The organism is Microbacterium sp. JZ70 (assembly GCF_053903225.1).
Map to the genome: position 1 here is coordinate 297020 of NZ_CP096405.1, position 22002 is coordinate 319021.

Consider the following 22002-nt stretch of genomic DNA (forward strand, 5'->3'; position numbering starts at 1 on the left):
ACATGACGCAGCCCGTCGACGCGCTCCGCCCGCGCATCCCCGGCTGGGGGATCGAACTCGAGGACGGATGGCGCGAGGAGCACGAGCTCGACCCGCAGGATCTCGCCGCCCCCTGGGCGCTCGAGGAGCGGATGTCCGACCCCGCGCGCGAGCACTCGATCGAGCATCCGCAGCTGCCGCCCGTGTTCGGCACCGCCCAGCCGCTGCACGGGCTCTCGGGCAGGATCCGCCGCATCGCCTACGCACGGTACAGCGAGGGCAAGCTGCGGCACTGGCTGCTGCTCGTGCTCGGCGACCGCGTCGAATCGATCGGCGCGCATGTGCGCTCGCTCGCGTCGCGCCATCCCGACAACCCGATCACGCAGACGGGCGTGCGGGGAGAGTGGAGCCGGCGGCCGGTCGGGTCGCGCATCGGCCGCGGCCGCATCGACCTCCGCCACGCCTGGATGGACCCGATCATCGTCGTCGGGCCGTGGGTGCTCGCAGGCGTCCTCGCGGTGCGCGCCCTCGGCTCCCTCACGCGACGCCGGTAACGGCAGCCCAGATCTGCATGTCTCACTCGCCGTGGGTTCGGCGCCCCGATACCCGCCGTGAGCGAGACATGCATGCAGGGGGCGGCGTGAGTTGGGGCGCGCTACCGGCATGCGGCTACGCCCGCGGCGTCAGGCCGAAGTGCTGCAGCTCGGGCTCCGTGAGCATGCGCGACCGGATGAGGAATCGCATGCCCGTGGGCGACTCGACGCTGAACCCTCCCCCGCGCCCCGGCACGACGTCGATCGTGAGGTGCGTGTACTTCCAGTACTCGAACTGCGACTCCGACATGTAGACCTCGATCGGGTCGTCGAGACCCGCGTCGATCGTCCCGAGCAGCACATCGCCCGTGCCGGTCAGGTACATCCCGACCGGATAGCACATGGGCGACGAGCCGTCGCAGCACCCGCCCGACTGGTGGAACATGAGCGGCCCGTGCTGGGCCGTGAGCGTGCGCAGGAGAGCAGCCGCCTCCTCGGTCACCGCGACCCTGCTGAGCTCCTCGGACATCCCTCCTCCTTCCCTGTGCACCCGCGACGTCGTCGTCGCGGGGATCCGACGCCCGGGCGGGGATTCGGGTCATCCCGCCCGGGCGGATCCGATCGGATCAGAAGAAGCCCATGGGCCCCTCCGCATAGGAGACGAGAAGGTTCTTCGTCTGCTGGTAGTGATCGAGCATACGCAGGTGGTTCTCCCGGCCGATACCCGACTGCTTGTAGCCGCCGAAGGCGGCATGCGCCGGGTACTGGTGGTAGGTGTTCGTCCACACCCGCCCTGCTTCGATCGCGCGACCAGCACGGTAGCAGAGGTCGGCGCTCCGGCTCCATACCCCCGCGCCCAGGCCGTAGAGGGTGTCGTTCGCGGTCGCGATGGCGTCGTCGTACGTGTCGAAGCCGGTGACCGAGACGACGGGGCCGAAGATCTCCTCCTGGAAGATCCGCATGCTGTTCTGCCCCTCGAACACGGTCGGAGCCACGTAGTACCCGTCCGTGAGGTCGCCGCCGAGGTCGACGCGCTCGCCGCCCGCGAGGACCTTCGCGCCCTCGTCCTTGCCGATCTGGATGTACGACAGGATCTTCTCGAGCTGGTCGTTCGACGCCTGGGCGCCGATCATCGTCTCAGGGTCGAGCGGGTTGCCCTGCCGGATCCTCGAGACGCGGTCGAGCCCATCCGCCAGGAACGCGTCGTAGATCGACCGCTGGATGAGCGCGCGCGACGGGCACGTGCAGACCTCGCCCTGGTTCAGGGCGAACATCGCGAAGCCCTCCTTCGCCTTCTCGTAGTACGCGTCCTGCGCCGACGCGACGTCCTCGAAGAAGATGTTGGGGCTCTTGCCTCCGAGCTCGAGCGTCACGGGGATGAGGTTCTGCGACGCGTACTGCATGATGAGGCGCCCTGTGGTCGTCTCGCCCGTGAACGCGACCTTGCGGATGCGCTTGTGCGACGCGAGCGGAGCGCCGGCCTCGATGCCGAAGCCGTTCACGATGTTCACGACGCCCGCCGGCAGGAGGTCGCCGATGAGGTCGAAGAGGAACAGGATCGACGCGGGCGTCTGCTCGGCGGGCTTGAGGACGACGCAGTTGCCCGCGGCGAGCGCGGGCGCGAGCTTCCACGTCGCCATGAGGATGGGGAAGTTCCACGGGATGATCTGGCCCACGACGCCGAGCGGCTCGTGGAAGTGGTACGCGACCGTGTTCTCGTCGAGCTGGCTGATCCCGCCCTCCTGCGCGCGGAGCACGCCCGCGAAGTAGCGGAAGTGGTCGACCGCGAGCGGGATGTCGGCCGCGAGTGTCTCGCGCACGGGCTTGCCGTTCTCCCACGTCTCGGCGACGGCGATCGCCTCGAGGTTCTGCTCGATGCGGTCGGCGATCCGGTTGAGGATGACGCTGCGCTCGGCGGGGCTCGTGTGCCGCCACGACGCGAACGCCTTCCACGCCGTCTCGACGGCGCGGTCGATGTCCTCGGCTGTGCCGCGGCCGACTTCGCAGAACGGCTTGCCGTTGACGGGCGAGATGTCCTCGAAGTACTCGCCCTTGACCGGGGCGACGAACTCCCCGCCGATGTAGTGGCCGTAGCGAGCGCGGTACTGGGCGACGGAGCCCTTCTCGCCCGGGGCGGCGTAGACGCTCGAGACGCCCTCTTCCACGATGGTCATTGCTGTCTCCTTCGACTGCGCGACGTCGCGGGGATGCCCCCGCGTGGCTGTGCCGTCACGCTACGTCGGCGGAGGTTGCATCGGATTGCGCGCGGGCGGGCTACTCGAGCGGCGCGAGCCGGGCGACGACGCCGGCGCGCCGCGGCGACCGGGCCGGGAGCATCCGCAGCACCTGCCGCAGCGCCTCGACGTCGTCGGCGCCCGCCGCGGTGTCGGTGTACGCGAGGAGCACGTCGACGCCGGCCTCCGCGAGGAGCGCCTCCCGCAGGGACGAGCGGATGGTCTCGCGCAGCTCCTCGACGCCCGGTGCGGCCGAGTCGGGCAGCACGTCGCCCCGGTAGGCGGCGAGCGCGACGCGGTGGGCGCCGCGGTCGAGGAGCGAGAGCACCTGCTGCGCGTCGGTCTCGATCTCGCCGGCCATCCGATACGGGCGGGACTCGGGGACGAGCGCCGGCGCCATCCGCTCGAGCAGCTTGCGCAGCCGCACCATCTCGGGCCGCAGCGTGCCGATCGCGGCGGGGTCGCCGTAGACGAGCTCGGCGAGCCGCTCGGCCGTGAGCCCCTGACGGTGGGTCGCGAGCATGAGTACGAGCTCCGCGTGGCGCATGCCGAGCTCGACGACGCGCTCGCCGCCGTCTCCGGCGAGGGTGAGCAGCGCGCGATCGCGGCCGAGCACGCTGAGCGTCGCCCGCTGCGCCGTCTCGACGCGTCGACGCGGCTTCCGCGACGGCGCCTTCTCCGCGCGCAGCCGGGCGACCAGGAGCTCGCCCTCGACCGCGCGCGCCGTGGCGTCGACGAGCAGCTGCGCCTGCGGGGTCGCCGCCTCGTCGCCGCCGGTCACGTCGATGACCCCGATGAGGCGGCCGTTCTCGGGGTCTCTGACCGGGGCGGCCGTGCACGACCACGGCTGCACGAAGCGGTTGAAGTGCTCGGCGCCGCGCACCTGCACCGACCTCCCGAGGGCGAGCGCCGTGCCGGGTGCCGCGGTGCCCACCCGGTCCTCGGCCCAGTTCGCGCCCTCGACGAAGCCCATGTCGCCCGTGAGCGCGCGCACGCGGCGGTCGCCCTCGACCCAGAGGAGGCGTCCGGCGGCATCGCCGACCGCGACGACGACGCCCGCCTCGTCGGCCTCGCCGGGGAGGAGAAGTCCGCGGATGAGCGCGAGCGCGCCCGCGAGCGGATGGGCACGCCGGTACTCCTCGAGGGCGGCTCCGGTCAGCTCGAGCGCGGGCAGGGCCTCCGCTCCCACCGCGCTGCCGACGGACCTCCGCCACGACTCCCGCACGAGCGGCCGCACCTGCGCGAGGCGCGGATCCGCGCTGTTGCCGGCGAGGAGCTCATCGTGCGCGCGCTCGACGAGGAGCCGCGAGGCGCGGACGCCCTCGCTGCGCAGCCACGGCGACGACATGGGGCTCCTTCCTCGTCGAGGAAGCGGATGGCCACCAGTGTAGGTCGCCGCGGTGCCGTCGGGGAGGCCCGGTCAGTGCTCGGGCGTCTGCACCGTGCGGAACTCCGACGTGCGGCGCAGCGCGAACCCGAGCCTCTCGTAGGCGCGGATCGCGCCGACGTTGTCGGCCGCCGCATGCAGGAGGGCCCGGTCGCCGCGCTCGCGGATGTGGAAGGCGACATCGAGCACGAGCCGCGACGCGAGGCCCTGCCGGCGGTAGGCCTCGTCGGTCGACACGGCGCTGATCTCGGTCCAGCCAGCCGGGTGCAGGCGCTCCCCCGCCATCGCGACGAGGCGGCCGTCCCGCCGCACGCCGACGTAGCGGCCGAGCTCGTGCGTGCGCGGCAGGAACGGGCCGGGCTGGTTGCGCTCGACGAGCGCGAGCATGTCGGCGACATCGCCCGCGCCGAGCTCGACGGCCTCGTCGAAGGGCACGGGCGCGAGCCGATCCGTCTCGACGAGCTGGACGCCCGAGCCGCGGCCGAGCTCGGCCCATCCGCTCGGGAGCTCGGGGTCGGCGTTCGAGATCGTGACGGGCGCGCCGGGCCCGAACACGTCGATGAGCGCGTCCCACACGTCGCGGTCGCTCCACGAGCGCACGCCGACGAACGGCGAGACGTCGGCCGGGTAGTGCTTCACGAGCTCGTTGCCGATCGCGAAGTGCGCGTGCGGGCCGGTGAGGGATGACCAGGCCGGGTTGTCGAGGACCGCGTCGTCGATCGCGGGGTCGGCGGGCAGCGGGATGGCCGAGGTCATGGGAGTCCTCCTGTCGAGCGGATGGCGGCACGAGCGGCAACGCGCGACGGCCGCAGGCGCTTCCCGACACGCCCGCGGACGAGGCGGGGTGAATGCGCGGGCGAAAAAGCGGGGCGAACCTGCAGATCCGCTGAGTGCGGACAATGACCGGGCAGAAGTCCCCATAAGGTCGAAGGCGGGGTTGGGGAATCTCGGCGTGCTCGCACGCCCATGCGATCGTTCGGTCTGGGGCCGACGGTCATCTCGGCTTGGTGCCGTGCGCTCTTGGAGCGCGCCGTGTCTCCTGCCCTCTCGAAAAAGAGGCTGTCTGGGGAGGCACCGGTGAAAACGGAGACACCGACGTTCGGCGTGCGCGGAAGGCGCCGCGACGGACGACGACGCAGGACGCGACGCGGCGCGATGGCGGTCATCACGACGCTCGTCGCAGGGCTGGTCGGAGCGACGGGCGCGCTCGTCGTCGCGGAGCCCGCTGCGGCGACGTATGCGGAGGGCGGATCGGGCCGGCACATCGGCGCGATCGACTGGATCGAATGGGGCGCGAGCGGCGCTCCGATCACGAACGGGACGACTGCGACGAGCACGCGCGACATCGCGGGTCAGGAGCTCACGACGACGTGCACGATCACGGATGTCGTCGGCAGCGTCGCGGCGTACCGCTCGGGCGACTACAGCGGCGACTCGCTCGACGACCTGTACAACATCGGCGGCGCGGGCTCCGCGAACCAGATGGTGTACGGCCTCGTGAACCGCGACAACGGCGCGACGGTGAGCTTCCACTTCTCGTGCGAGACGCGCCTGAACGGCGCCCTCGTGCCGCTCGGCGGCCTCGTCGTCGCCGATGCGGAGTCGAGCAACCGGAGCCAGGGCGAGTACGTCCAGGCCAAGCCCGACGAGGCCGCCACGACCTGGCGCGTGATCGAGCGGGCGCGCAGCTGCGACACGAACGTGCTGGCGACCCTCGCCACCGACAAGACCCTGCGCCTGCACCCGGATGCCGAGCAGTGCTCCTCGCGACAGCGGGGCGGCAGCGGCCCGATGGCGATCGGCTACATGGACGGCGCGACCGGCGCCGCCGTGACGGTCAAGGGCGGCGGCAAGAGCGCCGTCGCGCTCGGCGTCGTCCTCGAGGCCGACTTCGGCGACGCCCCCGAGAGCTACGGCGCGGCCGGCGCCCTCTTCGAGCGCGCCTGGACCGGCGGCGAGGTGCCGGTGGGCGAGACGAACGTCTCCTCGTCGTCGTTCGCGCTGGCGACCCAGAGCCAGCCCCGCACGCGCCTCGGCGCGATCGTCGACTCGGACAACGGCCACCAGTTCAGCGCGGCCGCCGACGCGGACGACCGCACCGCCCAGGCCGATGAGGACGCTGTGGGCGCGATCGGATCGATCGACGTGACGCCCGGGGAGCCCTACGTGCTCGAGGACGTGTCCTGCACGGGGCCCGGGTTCGTCGCGGCCTGGATCGACTGGAACCGCAACGGCGCCTTCGACGACGGCGAGCGCTCGGGAGCGGTCGAGTGCGTCGGGGCGTCCGTCGACCTGGCGTGGACCGTGCCGATGGACGCGCAGGACGGCGCGAGCTTCGCGCGCATCCGCATCGCCCAGACGGCGGATGGCGTCGCCTCGCCCGTGGGGATGACGACGACGGGCGAGGTCGAGGACCACGCGCTCTCGATCGCCCTGCCCCACCTCGCGATCGAGAAGATCTCGGACGCGACCGCGGACACGCGCCCCGGCGACACGGTCACCTACACGGTCCGCGCGCGGAACACGGGAGCCACCGCGTACACCGAGGCGTACCCGGCCGTCGTCTTCGACGATCTCTCGGGCGTGCTGGATGACGCCGCGTACAGCGACGACGCGCGAGCCGACCGCGAGGGCGACCTCGCGTACGCCGAGCCGCTGCTGTCGTGGACCGGGCCCCTCGCCGCGGGCGACGCCGTCGAGATCACCTACACGACCACGGTGAAGACCGGCGGAGACGGCACCGCGCGCAACGTCGCGTGGGAGCCGAACGACCCCGAGAACCCGGCGACCCCGAGCTGCGACCCCGACGACGGCGGCGTCGACCCGACGACGGGCGAGCCCTGCGCGGAGGCCGTGCACCTGCTCCCGAAGCTGAAGGTCGTGAAGACCGCGGTCACCGAGGAGCTCCCCGCCGTCGGCGAGACCGCGACGTTCCGCATCGAGCTCACGAACGTGGGCCCCGGCGCCTTCACGGCCGAGGAGCCCGCGCGCGTCGAGGACGACCTCGTCGATGTGCTCGACGACGCGGTCTTCGGCACCGCGACGTCCGATGTCGACCCGCAGCCGGTCTTCGACGGCGAGCGCTATCTCACGTGGCAGGGCGCTCTCGCGTCGGGCCAGACGGTGACGATCGAGTACACGGTCGACTTCCGAGGCACCGGTGACAACGTCCTCCGGAACACCGCGTGCGTGCCCGAGGCCGACACCGCGTCCGGCGCACCGAGCTGCGACTTCGCGCAGATCCCGGCGGCGAACCTCACGTGGTGGAAGACCGTCAAGACAGACGACGACCCCGTCGTCGCCGGCTCGACGCTCGAGTACACGCTGTGGTTCGCGAACGACGGCGAGGCCGATGCGACCGTCGACGCGGTCGACCACCTCGTGCACGTGCTCGACGACGCCGACGTGACCGTCGAGCCGTCGTCCGACACGCTCACGGTCGTGCGCGACGGCGACCGCATCGCCATCACGGGCACGGTCGCTCCCGGCGCCACGGTTCCGGTGCGGTACACCGTGACCGTGAAGCCGGATGGGCAGCGCGGCGACGACATCGCGGCGAACTTCCTCCTGCCCGCGGGCGAGGAGCCGCCGACCGAGCCCGTGTGCGAGTCCGACGCCGCGCGCTTCCCCGACTGCACGACGACGCCCATCGCGGCCGTCGAGTACGCGAAGTCGGTGACCGCGTCGACCGATCCGGTCGCCGAGGGAACGGTGCTCACCTACGAGATCACCGTCACGGGCACGGGCGAGACGACCGCGCCCGTCGCCCGTGAGGACGACCTCTCGGGAGTGCTCGACGACGCCGATCTGACGACCCAGCCGTCGTCCGACACGGAGTCGGTCACGGTGACCGAGGTGCAGGACGGCCGCTTCGCGATCGGCGGCACGATCGGCGCGGGCAGGACCGCGACGATCACCTACACGGTCACGGTCAAGGCCGCGGCCGATCGGGGCGACCACCGCGCCGACAACTTCCTCGTGGCGCCGGGTGAGACTCCGAGCACCTCGTGCGAGAGCGGCGACGACTGCACGTCGACCCCGATGCCCGCGATCTCGGCCGCCAAGTCGGCCGACCCGGCGACGGGCGAGACGGTCGTCGCGGGCCAGCGCGTGACCTACACGCTCGAGTTCCGCAACGACGGCACGGCGGCCGGCGACGTCGAGTACGTCGACGACCTGTCCGGTGTGCTCGATGACGCGGCCCTCGTCGACGACCCGTCCTCCGCCGTGCTCGACGCGGTGATCGACGGAGACGCTCTGCGCGTGTCGGGCACGCTCGAGCCGGGCCAGGTCACGACCGTCGAGTACACGGTCGAGGTCGGGCAGGATGGCGCGCGCGGCGACAACCGCCTCGCCAACGTCCTCGCGCCGAGCGACCTCGAGGACCCGTCGTGCGACGACGCCCTCGTGTCGTGCACCGAGCACCCTGTTCCCGAGCTCGCCTCGTGGAAGTCGGTCGAGGCATCCGCGACGCCCGTCGCCGCGGGAACCGAGCTGACCTACACGCTCCACTTCGAGAACACGGGCGAGGCGCCCGCGAGCGTCGACGAGGTCGACCACCTCGTCCACGTGCTCGACGACGCCGACGTGACCGTCGAGCCGACCGCGGGAGCCCTCACGGCCATCCGCGACGGCGACACGATCGCGATCACGGGCGAGGTGGCACCGCGCTCAGTCGAGACCGTGATGTACACGGTGACCGTGAAGGCCGACGGCGAGCGCGGCGACGACATCGCCGCGAACTTCCTGCTGCCGGCGGGCGAGGAGCCGCCGACCGAGCCGACGTGCCAGCCGGCCGACGTCCAGCGCCCCGACTGCACGGTGACGCCCATCGGGCGCCTGCTCACCGGCAAGGCCGTCGAGGCGTCGTCCGACCCGATCGTGACGGGCACGGAGCTCACCTACACCCTGACGTTCGACAACCAGGGCGAGGGCCCCGCGACCGTCGCGCACGTCGACCGCCTGGCCGACGTGCTCGACGACGCCACGCTCAGCGAGGCCCCGGTGGCCTCCGACGACGCACTGCAGGTCACGGAGGTGCTGAACGGCGCCTTCGCCATCACCGGCGAGCTCGCGGCAGGCCAGATCGTGACCGTGCGATACACGGTCGTCGTCAACGCCGAGGGCGAGCGCGGGAACGACGTCGCGGCGAACTTCCTCGTGCCCTCGGGCGAGGAGCCGCCCGCGACGTGCGACGGGGCCGACTGCACCGTGACGCCGATCGGCCGCATCACGGCCGAGAAGTCGGCCGACCCGGCATCGGGCACGGCCGTCGACGCCGGCGACCGCGTGACGTACACGCTGTCGTTCGCGAACGACGGCCAGGCAGCGACCGCGGTCGACTGGGCTGACTCGCTCGCCGACGTGCTGGACGACGCCGAGCTCGTCGAGGGCCCGACGGCGGATGGCCTCACGGTCGTCCTCGACGGAGACGTGCTGCACGTCACGGGAACGCTGGACGCGGAGGCCACCGCCGCGGTGACCTACACGGTCGAGGTGCGCCCGTATGACGAGCAGGGCGATCACACGCTGGCGAACCACCTCACCCGGACGGGCGAGGAGCCGCCGACCGCGTGCGACGCCGACTCGCGCCTGTGCACGGAGCACCCGACGGTGACGCCGACGCCCGAGCCGACCCCGGAGCCCACTCCGACCGACCCGGCCCCCGAGCCCACCCCGGAGCCGACGCCGACGGACCCGGCCCCCGAGCCCACTCCGACGGACCCGGCACCCGAGCCCACGCCCGAGCCGACGCCGACGGAGCCGGCACCCGAGCCGACCCCGGAGCCCACTCCGACCGACCCGGCACCCGAGCCCACCCCGGAGCCCACTCCGACCGACCCGGCACCCGAGCCGACCCCGGAGCCGACACCGACGGACCCGGCGCCTCAGCCCAGCGAGCCCGCGGAGCCTCAGCCGAGCGAGCCCGCGGAGCCCGCGCCATCCGACCCCGCCGACCCCGCGCCGAGTGCGCCGGCGGACCCGACGCCGGCCCCGCAGCCGGAGGACGACGGCTCGCTGTCGCCCACGGGCGTGTCGATCACGGTGGGCGCGCTCCTGGCGGCGCTCGTCGCCGCGGCCGGCGGTGCGGCCCTGATAGTCGTCCGCCGTCGTCGCGAGCGCGACGCGGCCTGACCCGATGAGAGACGGCCGGTCATCCGAGAGGATGGCCGGCCGTCTCTCTGTCTGCCACGGTGGCCCGCCCTCACTCCTGGGGCAGCGCCAGCCGCCACGCGGTCGTCGACACCCCCGGCTCAGCCGACACGGCGTAGTGCTCCCCCTCCGCGGGATACGCACGCAGGGTGACGGATGCGCGTCCCCGCGGGTGCACCTCGACGATCGACGCGTCGATGAGAATGCGCACGTCGTCGCCCTCGAGCTCACCCCGCCACACGACCTGCTCGCCCAGGCGCAGGTCCGCCGCCCCCTCCCCCGAGAGCCGGATCTCCGCCTGATCCGGGAGCGCTGCGGGGTCGACCTCCTGGGCCCGGAGCGCGTCGAGCTCGCGTGCGGGTGCGAGCTCGACGTCGTCGCCGCGCACGCTCAGCTCGCGCGGGAACGTGAGCAGCCCCGACCATCCCTGCGCGTCGCTGTCCTCCTGGGTGCGCGCGCGGGCGCCGTCCTCCGCGACCTCCTGCGCCCATCCCCACAGGAGCACGCGGTCGCCGCGCTCATCCTGCACGGCTTGCGGCGCGTAGAACGCCGCCCCCTCGTCGAGGATCCCCGAAGCGCGCCCGCGGAACGCGGGCAGGCCCGAGGCGGGATCGATGGCGAGCGCGCCGATGATGTAGCCGACACCGAGATGCGGCTGGCCGTCGCGCCACAGCGACACGAGCACGACCCAGTCGTCGCCGCTGCGCACGAGCTGGGGGCACTCCCAGCCTTCGCACGCCGGCAGCTGCGCCGCCACCTCGTCGTCCGAGGTGAGCAGGAAGCCGTGCTCCTCCCACGCGTCGAGGTCGTCGGCGGCATAGAGCAGCAATGCGCCGCGATCCCCCGCGAGACCCGATCCCTGCAAGGCCCAGCGGCGGGCGCCGAGCTCGAAGAGGAACGGATCCCGCACCATCGTGATCGCGGGGTCGGCCGGCATCCGTGCCGCGACGTGTCCGGTCTGCTCCCACGTCTCGGCGTCGGAGGATCCGCGCGCGATCACGACCTCCGAGCGACCGTCGAAGCCGACGACGCCCGAGTAGATCGCGGTCGGGACGCCGTCGTCGAGCGCGCCGACGCCGCTGAAGCAGCCGGCGGCATCGGGCCCGCCCTCCTGCGGGCGCAGGGCGATCGGATGCTCGTCCCACCGCAGCAGGTCGGGCGAGCTCACGTGGCCCCAGCAGATGCGCTCGTGCCGCGCCGAATCGGGGTTGTACTGGAAGAACAGGTGCCACCGCCCCTCCGTGAAGAGGATGCCGTTGGGGTCGTTCACCCAGCCGCGCGCGGGGCGGGGGTGAAGCCGCGGGAAGCTTCGATCGGGGTGGTCGACGGCCGGGGCGAGGATGTCCGACATGGGGTCCTTTCGTGAGGGGATGACGCGTGGCTTCCCGCAGGACGCGGGAAGCCGCGCGGAGCTGCTACTTGCCCGCGCCGGCCGTGAGGCCCTCGCGGAGCGGCTTCTGGCCGAAGATGAACACGAGCAGCGCGGGGATCATCGAGAGCACGACGCCTGCGAGGACGGTCGCGATCGAGCCGGTGCCGAGGTTGCCCTGGAGAGTGACGAGCCCGAGCGGGAGCGTGAAGTTCTGCTCGCTGATCGTCAGGATGAGCGGGCGGAAGAACTCGTTCCAGTGGTAGTTGAACGCGAGGATCCCGACGATCGCGAGACCCGGTGCCGCGAGCGGCAGGTAGACCCCGAAGAAGACGCGCCACGGCCCGGCGCCGTCGATCTCGGCGGCCTCCGCGAGCTCGGGTGGGAGCCCCATGAAGTACTGCCGCATGAGGAACGTCCCGAACGCGGTCGGCAGCATCGGCACGATCAGCGCGAGGAGCGTGTCGGCCAGGCCCATGCCGCGGATCAGCATGAACACGGGCACGATCGTGACCTGCATCGGCACCATCATCGTGGCGAGGATGAGCGCGAAGAGGACCTTCTTGCTGCGGAACTCGAACCGCGCGAACACGTAGCCCGCCATCGCGGCGGTGAGCATCTGCCCGGCCGCGATGAGCAGCGTGACGAGCGCGCTGTTCCAGGTGTAGAGCCAGACGGGGATCTGCGCGAAGACGTCGGCGAAGGCGCCGAGGCCGAACTCGGTCTCGTTCGTCTCCGGGTTCGACGGCGTGAGCGCCGTGATGAGCGTCCAGACGACCGGAGCGAGCGTGAAGAACGCGGCGATGACGAGCACCGCGTACTTTCCGACCTGGGCGAGGGCCTGCCGCGGGGAGCGGGCTTCAACTGCGTGGATGGACATCGTCGTTCCTCATCCGTAGAAGACGTAGCGCTTGCTGAGCTGGAACTGCACGAGCGTCACCAGCATGATCAGGACGGTCAGCACGATGCCGATCGCGGAGGCGAGCCCGAACTCGAGCTGCTGGAAGGCGGATTCGTAGATCACCATGACCGCGGTGCGGGTCTCGTCGCCGGGGCCGCCGCGGGTGAGCACGTACGGCTGGTCGAAGATCTGCAGCGCGTTGATGATCGCCATCACCGAGGCGACGAGCATGGTCGGGCTCACGAGCGGAAGCGTGATCTGGCGGAACTGCGTCCACCCGGTCGCGCCGTCGAGCGAGGACGCCTCGTAGACCTCCTTCGGGATGGCCGAGACGCCGCCGAGGAAGAGCAGGAACGTGAACCCGAAGTTCTGCCAGACGTAGACGAGCAGGACGACGATCTTCGCGCCGAACCCCGTCGTGAGCCATCCGATATTCGCGACCCCGAACCATCCGAGCACCTGGTTCACGAGCCCGAACTCCTGGTTGAACAGGTAGGCCATGACGAGTGAGACGGACGCCGCGGAGAGGATGAGCGGGAAGAAGAGGGATGAGCGGAAGAACGTCCGCAGCCAGCTCGGCATCTTCGACTGGACGAGCACGGCGAGGAAGAGGGCGACCGCGAGCTGGAGCAGCACCGCGACGACGACGAAGCCGATCGTGTTGAGGAACGACACGCGCACGGTCGGGTCGGCGGCGAGCTCGACGAAGTTGTCCACGCCGACGAACTCGGGGGCCGTGATCACGTCCCAGCGGAAGAAGGCGAGAAGGAACGACCCGACGATCGGGACGAAGCTGAACAGGCCCAGGCCGATGACGGTGGGCGCGAGGAAGACCCAGATGAGCAGGCGACTGCCCTTCTTGGCCGTGGCCTCGGGGCGAACGCCCTTCACGCCCCGAGGGAGGACGGCCGCGCGCGTGCTCGGCGGCGGAGTGACGACGGTGGACATCAGCGTCCCTTCAGTGCGAGTTCGAGGTCGCGCTGCATCGTCTCGAGCCCGCGGCGCACGCCGCCGGGCCCGTTCGTGATCGTCGAGACGACGTTCTTGATGAGCGCGGATTCCACAGCGGCCTGCTGCGGCGGAGCGGGCATGGGCCCGGTGTCGGGATGGCGGTCGAGGGTGTCGTAGAACACCTCCCAGTGCTTCGGTCCGATCTCGCCGCCGTACAGCTCGGCGTTCAGGGTGCGGCGCGGCAGCGACGAGTCGGGCTTCTGGTGGGCGAGCGCCATGCCCTCGGTCGAGATGCAGTACTTGAGCCACTCCCACGCCTCGTCCTTGCGGGGCGACGTCTGCATGATGGCGTACCCACCCGCGCCGAACTGGTGGCGCTGGCTGCGCATCCGGGGGAAGTACGTGACGTCGTACTCGTCGTTGGCGAAGCCCGCGTCATGCAGACCCTGCACCCAGAACCCGCCGGCCGGCGTCATCCCGACCGAGCCGCGGGCGAAGAGCGAGACGAGCTCGTTGCCGCCGCCCTGCGCGGGGTTCGCCGCGATGCCCTCGCCGACCATCCGCTGCAGCACCTCGAAGCTCTCGATCGTGCGCTCGTTCAGCGCGTCGGCGTTCTGCCACAGATAGCCGCCGCCGCGCGGCGCCTCGCCGGGGTAGAACCGCGACCAGAGCCAGTCGCCGCCCGGCGCCTTCTCCTCGGTGAGGAAGCTCGCGTCGTTGACGTACAGCCACGGCACGACGCCGCCCCACAGGCGGTTGTTCCAGAAGTACGGGAGGAAGCTCCCCTCGGCCGAGTCCTTCATCGTGCGCGCGACGGTGAAGAAGTCGTCGACCGTCCAGTCGTCGCGCGGCCGCTCGAGACCTGCCCGCTCGAGCGCAGCCGTGTTGTAGTACACATTCGCGGCGTTGAAGTTGTCGGGCAGCTGGAAGAGGCTCCCCTTGTACATGAACGACTCGATGAGCGAGGGATGGACGTCGTCGAAGTACTCCTGGAGGTCGGCGGCGTCACGCTGGACGTAGTCGTCGATCGGGTGGGCGAGCCGCTCGGCGAAGAGCTGCGTGCCTTCGGTCGCGACCGACACGACGTCGGGCGGGTTGCCCGCGGCGACCATCGTGAGGATCTTCGCGAAGAAGTTGCTCCAGTCCTGGCCCTGGACCGCGACGATGCGGACGGTGATGCCGGGATGGAGACGCTGGAAGCCCTCGACGAGCGACTGGCGGGCGGCCGCGTCCTGGGCGGTCCCGAAGAGGGCGACGGTGAGCGCGTCGTCGCCGCGACCGGGGATGTCGGCGCCGGTCAGGCGCGGCCAGGAGATCGCCGTGCCGGCGATCCCGAGGCCGAGCAGGGCGAGCGCAGCCCTGCGACTCAGTTCAACCACGTTGTTGCTCCTGCGGATGGGGCCACGGGCGGCTCGCGCGAGCAGACCGTGTGCCGTGAATGGGGTGCTGAATGCGTTCAGCAGATGCACCGTAGCATGGTCGGGAACCGTGTGCGAGGGATATGCTGAAACAATTCAGCAACCGGGCGTCGGTGAGGACGCAGCGAGGAGTGCCATGCCGAAGCAGAGCCGCCGCGCCACGCTCGCGGACGTCGCCGAGCGCGCGGGCATGTCGAAGGCCGCCGTGAGCATGATCCTCAACGACCGGCCGGGCTCGAGACTCTCCGCCGCCGCGGCGGATCGCGTGCGGGCGGCCGCGGCCGAGCTCGACTACCGGCCGAATCCGGCTGCCCGCGTGCTCCGCCGCGGCAGGACCCAGACGATCGGATTCATCTCGGATCAGGTCACGCTGACGCGTCAGGCCTCGGGGCTCATCGGCGGAGCGCTCGAGGTCGCCAAGGCGCACGAGCACACCGTGCTCATCGCCGAGACCGGCGGTGGCGACGGCGCCCTCGCCGACGCGTTCGAGACGATGATCGACCACCGCGTCGACGGCATCCTCATCGGGCTCATGGGTGCGCGCATGATCGACCTGCCGGAGACCTCGACGAACGTGCCCGTGGCGATCGTGAACGGGCGATCGTCCTCGGATCATCCGAGCGTTCTGCCCGACGAGCGCGCAGCGGGGTACGCCGTGGCGCGACGCCTGCTGGACGCCGGGCACCGGAGGATCGGCCTCGTCGGCGACCTGCCCGATGAGATCGTGTCGGACCTCCGGCGAAGCGCGACCATCGCGCTGCGCTTCGACGGCATCCAGCGCGCATTCGACGAGGCGGGGGTCGTCCCTGCGCGCGTGGACATCGCCGACTGGCAGCCTGCGCTCGGCTACGACGCCGCGGCGGCGCTTCTCTCGCGGGAACCCGACCTCACGGCGATCCTCGCGTCGAACGACGCGGTCGCGCTCGGGGTCTACCAGGTGCTCCTCGAGCGCGGTCGGCGGATCCCCGACGACGTCTCGGTGATCTCGTTCGACGACGAGGTGCTCGCGGGCTACCAGCGACCAGGGCTCACCACCGCGCGGCTCCCCTACCCCGAGATCGGCGCACTCGGCGCGTCGATGATCCTCGGCGAGCGCGAGCTCGGCCACGAGCTTGTGCCCATGCCGCTCATCGAGCGGGAGTCGGTGGGGCCGCCGCGGCCCTTCTCAGCATGAGAGATCCGGACGGTGCGGCGGCAGGAGCTCTGCCGCCGCACCGTCCGGATCACGGAACTGCGATCGCGTCGCGCCGACCGGGGATCAGCGCGTGATGTGAATCCGGGTGCTCGCCACGACTTCGCCATCGAGCGAGAGGACGATCGTCCACTTGCCGGGCTTCAGGTCACCGGGAAGGGCGACCTCATGGGCGCCCGCTCCGGACACCGACGCGATCTCCTCGGCCCGGGAGCCGTCGCCGCGCCCGATGCTGATGACGGCATCGGCCCCCTCGCGGACACCGTCGAGCGCGACCTGGATCGTCTCGCCGGCCCGAGCGCGCTCGGGGGCGGTCACCGACGGCTCCTCCTCCACGATCTCGGCCGCGAGCGGCGAGACCGTGATCCGGTCGAGGATGGGGGCGTCCTGGGCGCGAAGCGGGATACCCGGCCAGTTGTCCTCCGCGTAGGTCACGCCGTCGAAATTCGGCTGCTCCTCGGCGGCGAACGTGATCGTGTTCTCCCCCGCCTCGAGATCGAGCACGATCGTCCGCTCCCAGAAGCTGTTCCGGTGGAAGGTCGGCACGAAGAGCACTCGCAGCGGGTCACCGCCGTTCACCGAGATGTCGGCGTGGCGTGCCATGGGGTTCGGGTTGTAGTGCGTCGCGGGGATCTGCTCGGGGTTCGAGAACCGCACGACCACGGCGTGGCGCCCGGCCTCCTCCGCCTGGACGGTGAACGACAGCGTGTTGTCGTTCCCCGGCTCGCCGCCGACGCCCGAGACGGCCTTTCCGCCCTCGGCGTTCGCGAGGTCGACGATCTCAGCGACACCGGACCGCGTCGCGTCCTCCGCCTGGTACTCGGTCGCGGTGAGCATTCCCGCCCCGGACGAGACCCGCAGGCCGTCGATCGTGGCTTCGCCCGTCACGGTGACCTTGTTGATGCCGCCCGCCAGGTGCACAGCCCCGGCGGTCGACCGGGCGAGGTCGAGCACCTCCTCGCCGTTCACGGCGACGCGGCCGTCGCCCGAGCCGATGACCTCGAGCAGCGCTTCACCATCGCGTGCACCGTGCACCCAGAACGTCGCCGTCTGATCCGCCGCAAGCGCGACCGTGCCGTTGCCCGTGTAGGTCGCCGTGCCGTCGTGGTCCGACAGCGTCGCCTCGTACTCGTCGACGCCGCTGTCCTGGCGGGTGAGGACGATGCGGTCCACGAGTGCGTCGCCCTGCGTCGCGCGTGAGCCGTCGAGGCTCTTCGCGGCGAGCGTGATCGTGTGCGTTCCGGCAGCAAGCTCGACGGTGGTGTCGGCGTGATCCCAGACGACCCACTTGTAGCCGAGCGGGAGGAGGATCTCCTGCTCAGCGGCCCCGTCGACCGTCAGGAAGACGTTGGTCGGGCCGTTCTCCGCGACGAGGCTGTATGTGTTGAGGCTGTTCGCGTAGACCGAGAGATCGTAGGAGCCGTCCTCCGGGACCTCCACCGTGAAGGAGAGACGGCCATCCGAGCCCGTGCGCAGGCCGCCGACGTTGTACCCGCCGGAGGTGTAGAACTTGCTGACGTCCGAGGGCGAGCCCTCGGGGCCGTTGAGGCTGTACCCCGAGCCGGCGTAGTCGGCGTCCTCGGCCTCGTAGACGGCTGACCACGGAGCGGTCGGCGCGGACGCCTCCGTGGCCTCGTCCGCCGGGGTCACGACGAGCTCGTACGCCGACGACTCCTCGAGAGCTGGAAGCTCGTCACCGCCGAACTGCAGCGTCGCGACGCCGTCTACGACCTCGAGCACCTGATCGCCGATCACTGCGGGGCCCTCCGAGTCGCCGAGCTGACCCGTCCACTCGATCTCGCGCACCGTGACCTCGACACGATCGCCGAAGACGTCCGCGGGGATGTTGGCGAAGTCGACGGGTGCCGCACCAGACGCGCCCCCGATGAGCGCTCGCGCGACGCGACGCTCCTCATCGAGAGCGGCCACGCCCTGAAGGGAGTAGTTCTCGCCCGGCGAGGGCGGGGTGAGTTCCACGGTGTGCCCGCTCAGCTGCGCGTAGGAGTTGTAGAGCCACCACTGGCCGTTGCCCCGGTTCGACTGCACAGCCGAGTCGGCGAGGTTGCCGTTGATGTTCCAGAAGGCGATCATGGCGTCGACCTTCGCGTCCTCGATCGCGGAGATCCACTGAATCATCTGGCCGGGGACTGACGTGTGGTAGTTGAAGGCGTACTCGTTGATGTTGATGGGCAACTCGGTCCCCTCGCGCGCCGTGCCCTCGAAGGCGGCGGCCTCCCATGCGCGGAATCGCTCGACCGAGTCGCGGATGGCCTGGGGGTGCGACAGCTCGTGCCACGTGATGATGTCGGGCACCGTGTCCTGTTCGACAGTGTGCGCGAGGAAGCCCTTCATCTGATCGAAGAGGACGCTCGTGCCCGGGCCGGCGACGCGGATGTCGGGGAACGCGGCCTTGATCGTCCGATAGGTCTCGTCCCAGGCCGCGAAGTAGGCAGTCGGGTCGTCAAGCCAGCTCGTGCCGTCGAGGCTCCACTGCCCGGTGCCGAACATGTTTCCCTCGGGCTCGTTGAACGGCTCGATGACGAGGTGCGCCCGCTGCTCGTCGGGGATCTCGGCGATCATGTCGAGCTGCTTCCGGAGCACGTCGCGATAGTCCGCGAGCTTCTCCTCCGGAGTGTCGCCGGGCCACTGATAGGGGAACCCTCGATACCAGTCGGTGACGCGAAGGTAGACGTCGCCGCCCGTCGTCTCGGAGAGCGCCGGAAGGATCTCGAGGGCGTCCGAGCCAGGGTGCTGGGAGCCGTCCTGCGCCTTCGTCGCGACACTGCGCACGTTCATGCCCTCGAGGAGGTTGTCCGTCGGCATCCCATCGCCATAGAGGCCGTACAGGACCCCCGACGCGCCCCCGTGAACGGGACCGGTATTGCTTCCGAGGTCGATGCGGACCTCGCCGCGGTGCACGGTCACCTCTGTGGTGACGGGCTGGCCGGCCGCCGTCCCGTCTACGGAGAAGGTGCCGGTCTGTCCGTACTGAGCGGGGTCGACCGGCTCCCATTCCACGGGCACGTCGCGGTCGACGCCGTCCGTGAACGAGGCGCGGATCGACGCGGGCAGGTCCGGCGCGACGCCGACAGCCGTCCGAACCTCGAACGCCGTCTGGGAAAGGGCGTCGAGGCCGGGCAGCTCCCCGCCGACCAGCGCGCCGACCTCCTCGGCGGAGAGAGCGTCGTGGTACACGCGGAAGTCGTCGACCTCTCCGCGGAAAGCGGGATCCGGGTAGAACGAGCCGCCGATAGCGCCCGCGTCTGCCGCCCCTGCCGACAGGAGCTGGCTCGCCGTTGCCGTCGTCGAAGCTCGGGAGAGGGCGACTCCGTCGACATACGCGGTGAGGATGTCGGCCTCGGTGTCGAGCGTCAGCGTCAGCGTGCTCCAACGATCTGCAGGCAGAGCGCCGTAGCCGGTGACCTTCGCCTCGCCGCCGGCCCCCGAAGTCGTCACGGCTGCGCGGATGCGGCCCTCTCCGTTCGACGGCGTCGCGAAGAGGTACCGCGTGGTGTCGGATCCCAGACCGAACACCCACTGCCACGCTCCGCCGGATCCGTCCCAACGGATCCTCGCCGACACCGTCAGGTCGGTTGCGCCCTCGAGCGCAGGCCGTGGGACCCGCACGCTCCCCGAGCGCACGTCGATGGCGCCGCCTTCTGCACCCTCGACAGTCGGGACATCGCCGACGATGACTCCGTCCCACCCGTTGCCGGAGGAGTCGGGGACGTTCCCGTCGGCGACGTCGTCCATCGTGTAGACGAGGACGGGCGCGGGGCCGTCCTCGGCTGCGGACGCGGGAGCAGTGAGCCCCGTGCTGATCACTGCGGCCGCCGCGAGGAACACGGCGGGCCCGGATCTGGTGGTGATGCGCATGGTCGAAGACCTCTCTGTCTCGTGTATGTGCGTTGCCCTCCGATGGCGGAGAGCGTGGTGACGCCCGCCGTCAGCTGCGGGCGGTGAGCGCGGGCAGGAAGACCCGCATGGTCGACGGACCGCGTTCGGCCCAACGGTGGTAGGGGATGAGGCGGACCTCTGATCGACGCTCCTGTGGGCTCTCCGCCGGAACCGGGCCATACGCCCATCCGCGCGGATCCCGTTCCGGTGCCATGGCGACGCTCACGACGGCGCCGTCGGCGTCCGGACGCGGCTCGAAGCGGGTATCGACGCGGACGCCGTCGATGCGCGTCTGCAGCGGGAGATCGAGCGACTCCACGCAGAGCACCAGCGGCCCCCTCTCCACAGCCACCGTCCCCCGAACCGCGTCGATGCGGGCGTCGGGCCACGTGAAGCGCGGGCCGACAGGCAGCACGAGCTCGACGACGTCCCCGGGAGAGAAGACGCGCCGCACCTGCGCCCATCCGGCTTCGACGAACGTCGGTGCGGCGTCCGGTGCCGCAAGCGTTGCGTGCTCGGCCCATGACGGGACGCGCAGCCGCAACGTGCGCTCCTCGTCGGGAGCTTCGACGACGTGCACGCGGACGCGACCGTCGAACGGGTAGTCGGTCTCGATCCGCAGCACGAGCCCTCGCCCGGTGAGCTCCCCGGCGGCGTACTGCAGGAGGATGAGCGCGTCGCCTTCCTCGGCGGCGAGGTAGGCCGGCAGGGAGGCGAGCGTCCTTGCGACGTTGGTCGGGCAGCAGGACACATCGAACCACGGCGCCCGGACACCGCCCTCCGCGCGGTGATTGACCCCGTCCGCCGCTTCACCGGCCTCCTCCCGCTGGTGGAGTGGGTTGGCGTAGAAGAAGGCACGGCCGTCCGCGCTCGGTGACGTCGCCACCACGTTGAAGAGGGTGCGCTCGATGAGGTCGGCGTACTTCACATCGCCCGTCGCGAGGAGGAGCCGCCACGCGAACATGACCGAGGCCACGCCGGCACACGTCTCGCAATACGCACGGTCGGCCGGCAGCTCCCAGTCGTCGCCGAAGCCCTCATCCTGATGACGCGACCCCATCCCTCCTGTGAGGTACGTACGCCGCTCCACCGTGCGGGACCACTGACGCTCGAGCGCGGCCAGGAGGTCGCCGTCGTGCGTCTCCACCGCAACGTCGACGGCGCCCGCGGACAGGTACAGCGCGCGCACGGCATGCCCGCGCAGCGCGTCGGCCTCACGGATCGGCGCGTCGTCCTGGAAGTAATCGGCCGACAGCAGCGGTCGCACGGGCAGCCGCCCCCTGCCACGTCGCTCGAGAAAGCGACGGGCCTGCTCGACGTAGCGCGGCTCGCCGAGGGCACGTCCGAACTCCGCGAGCGCGACCTCGATCTCAGGGTGCCCGCAGAGGCCGTCCTCGTCGTCCCAGAATCGGGTGCAGACGTGGTCGGCGGCACGGCGCGCCACGGCGACGAGATCGTCGGTGCCATAGGTGCGCACCCGCGCGACGGCCGCCTGGAGCAGGTGCCCGATGTTGTAGAGCTCATGCCCCATCGCCAGGTCGGAGTACCGGGGCGGGAGTCCAGGATGGCCGAACGCCGTGGAGAGGTAGCCGTCGTCGTCCTGGGCGGCTGCGACCCGCGCGACGAGACGCGCGTAAGCCCCCGCGAGCTCGTCGTCCGCCCGGCGCGACAGCTCCCAGGCCATCGCCTCGAGAAGCTTGTACACCTCGGAGTCGGAGAACTGCCATCCCGCTCGCTCGCGCGTCACGTCGCCGCGGGCGATCCGGTCGAAGTTCTCGATCCAGCCGAGCCGCTCCATCCACTCGAGGCAGTGCGCGATGGTCGCCGTGCCGTTCACTCGCTGCCGCGAGCCCCAGAAGCCCGCCCCGTCGAGCGCGTATGACGAGACGTCCACGCCGTGAATGCGCGCGTTCGCGGGTGCCACGGGACGACTGCCGACGCGGAGGCCATTCGGGGACGGCTCGGTCGAGGTCGAGAATGAGGTCACG

General features: G+C 71.2%; 13 protein-coding genes. 3 read left to right on the forward strand and 10 right to left on the reverse strand.

Annotated features, from left to right (window positions below):
• Positions 1-2 precede the first annotated feature (2 nt).
• The gene (locus tag M1D46_RS01365) at positions 3-533 is read left to right on the forward strand and encodes a hypothetical protein (protein ID WP_282979881.1); all 531 of its coding nucleotides are present in this window, start codon (positions 3-5) and stop codon (positions 531-533) included.
• 115 nt (positions 534-648) lie between these two features.
• Here M1D46_RS01365 and M1D46_RS01370 read toward each other — a convergent pair whose 3' ends face one another.
• The 4 genes from M1D46_RS01370 to M1D46_RS01385 form a co-directional block, all read right to left on the reverse strand.
• Positions 649-1041, reverse strand: a complete 393-nt coding sequence (locus M1D46_RS01370) for a DUF779 domain-containing protein (protein ID WP_456286354.1) — start codon at positions 1039-1041, stop codon at positions 649-651.
• 97 nt (positions 1042-1138) lie between these two features.
• On the reverse strand, positions 1139-2686 hold the full coding sequence (gene exaC, locus M1D46_RS01375) for an acetaldehyde dehydrogenase ExaC (protein ID WP_324013539.1): 1548 nt from the start codon (positions 2684-2686) through the stop codon (positions 1139-1141).
• 100 nt (positions 2687-2786) lie between these two features.
• A complete protein-coding gene (locus M1D46_RS01380; protein ID WP_456286355.1) occupies positions 2787-4094 on the reverse strand; it encodes a GAF domain-containing protein in 1308 nt (435 codons plus the stop codon).
• Positions 4095-4166: 72 nt separating this feature from the next.
• Positions 4167-4889: a GNAT family N-acetyltransferase gene (locus M1D46_RS01385; protein WP_456286356.1), complete on the reverse strand. Its 723-nt coding sequence runs from the start codon at positions 4887-4889 to the stop codon at positions 4167-4169.
• 399 nt (positions 4890-5288) lie between these two features.
• On the opposite strand from M1D46_RS01385, the gene M1D46_RS01390 reads away from it, so the two are divergent.
• A complete protein-coding gene (locus M1D46_RS01390; protein WP_456286357.1) occupies positions 5289-10268 on the forward strand; it encodes a CshA/CshB family fibrillar adhesin-related protein in 4980 nt (1659 codons plus the stop codon).
• A gap of 70 nt (positions 10269-10338) precedes the next feature.
• Here the strand turns inward: M1D46_RS01390 and M1D46_RS01395 are convergent, their stop codons facing one another.
• The 4 genes from M1D46_RS01395 to M1D46_RS01410 all read right to left on the reverse strand — a co-directional run bounded on the left by M1D46_RS01395 (position 10339) and on the right by M1D46_RS01410 (position 14886).
• A complete protein-coding gene (locus tag M1D46_RS01395; RefSeq protein WP_456286358.1) occupies positions 10339-11637 on the reverse strand; it encodes a glycoside hydrolase family 32 protein in 1299 nt (432 codons plus the stop codon).
• Between the two features lie 64 nt (positions 11638-11701).
• Entirely contained in the window at positions 11702-12535 is an 834-nt protein-coding gene (locus M1D46_RS01400; RefSeq protein WP_421075914.1) for a carbohydrate ABC transporter permease, read from the reverse strand.
• 9 nt (positions 12536-12544) lie between these two features.
• Positions 12545-13504: a carbohydrate ABC transporter permease gene (locus tag M1D46_RS01405; RefSeq protein ID WP_456286359.1), complete on the reverse strand. Its 960-nt coding sequence runs from the start codon at positions 13502-13504 to the stop codon at positions 12545-12547.
• Positions 13504-14886 carry an ABC transporter substrate-binding protein gene (locus M1D46_RS01410; protein ID WP_456286360.1) on the reverse strand — a complete coding sequence of 461 codons (1383 nt, stop codon included), beginning with the start codon at positions 14884-14886 and terminating at the stop codon, positions 13504-13506. The genes M1D46_RS01405 and M1D46_RS01410 overlap by 1 nt, the downstream gene beginning before the upstream one ends.
• Before the next feature lie 175 nt (positions 14887-15061).
• Between M1D46_RS01410 and M1D46_RS01415 the strand changes: the two genes are divergently transcribed.
• Positions 15062-16099, forward strand: coding sequence for a LacI family DNA-binding transcriptional regulator (locus M1D46_RS01415; RefSeq protein WP_456286361.1), 1038 nt, complete (start codon positions 15062-15064; stop codon positions 16097-16099).
• Between the two features lie 84 nt (positions 16100-16183).
• Here M1D46_RS01415 and M1D46_RS01420 read toward each other — a convergent pair whose 3' ends face one another.
• Together M1D46_RS01420 and M1D46_RS01425 are read right to left on the reverse strand one after the other, a co-directional pair.
• A complete protein-coding gene (locus M1D46_RS01420) occupies positions 16184-19993 on the reverse strand; it encodes a LamG-like jellyroll fold domain-containing protein (protein WP_456286362.1) in 3810 nt (1269 codons plus the stop codon).
• A gap of 70 nt (positions 19994-20063) precedes the next feature.
• Entirely contained in the window at positions 20064-22001 is a 1938-nt protein-coding gene (locus tag M1D46_RS01425; protein ID WP_456286363.1) for a glycoside hydrolase family 127 protein, read from the reverse strand.
• Position 22002 lies beyond the last annotated feature (1 nt).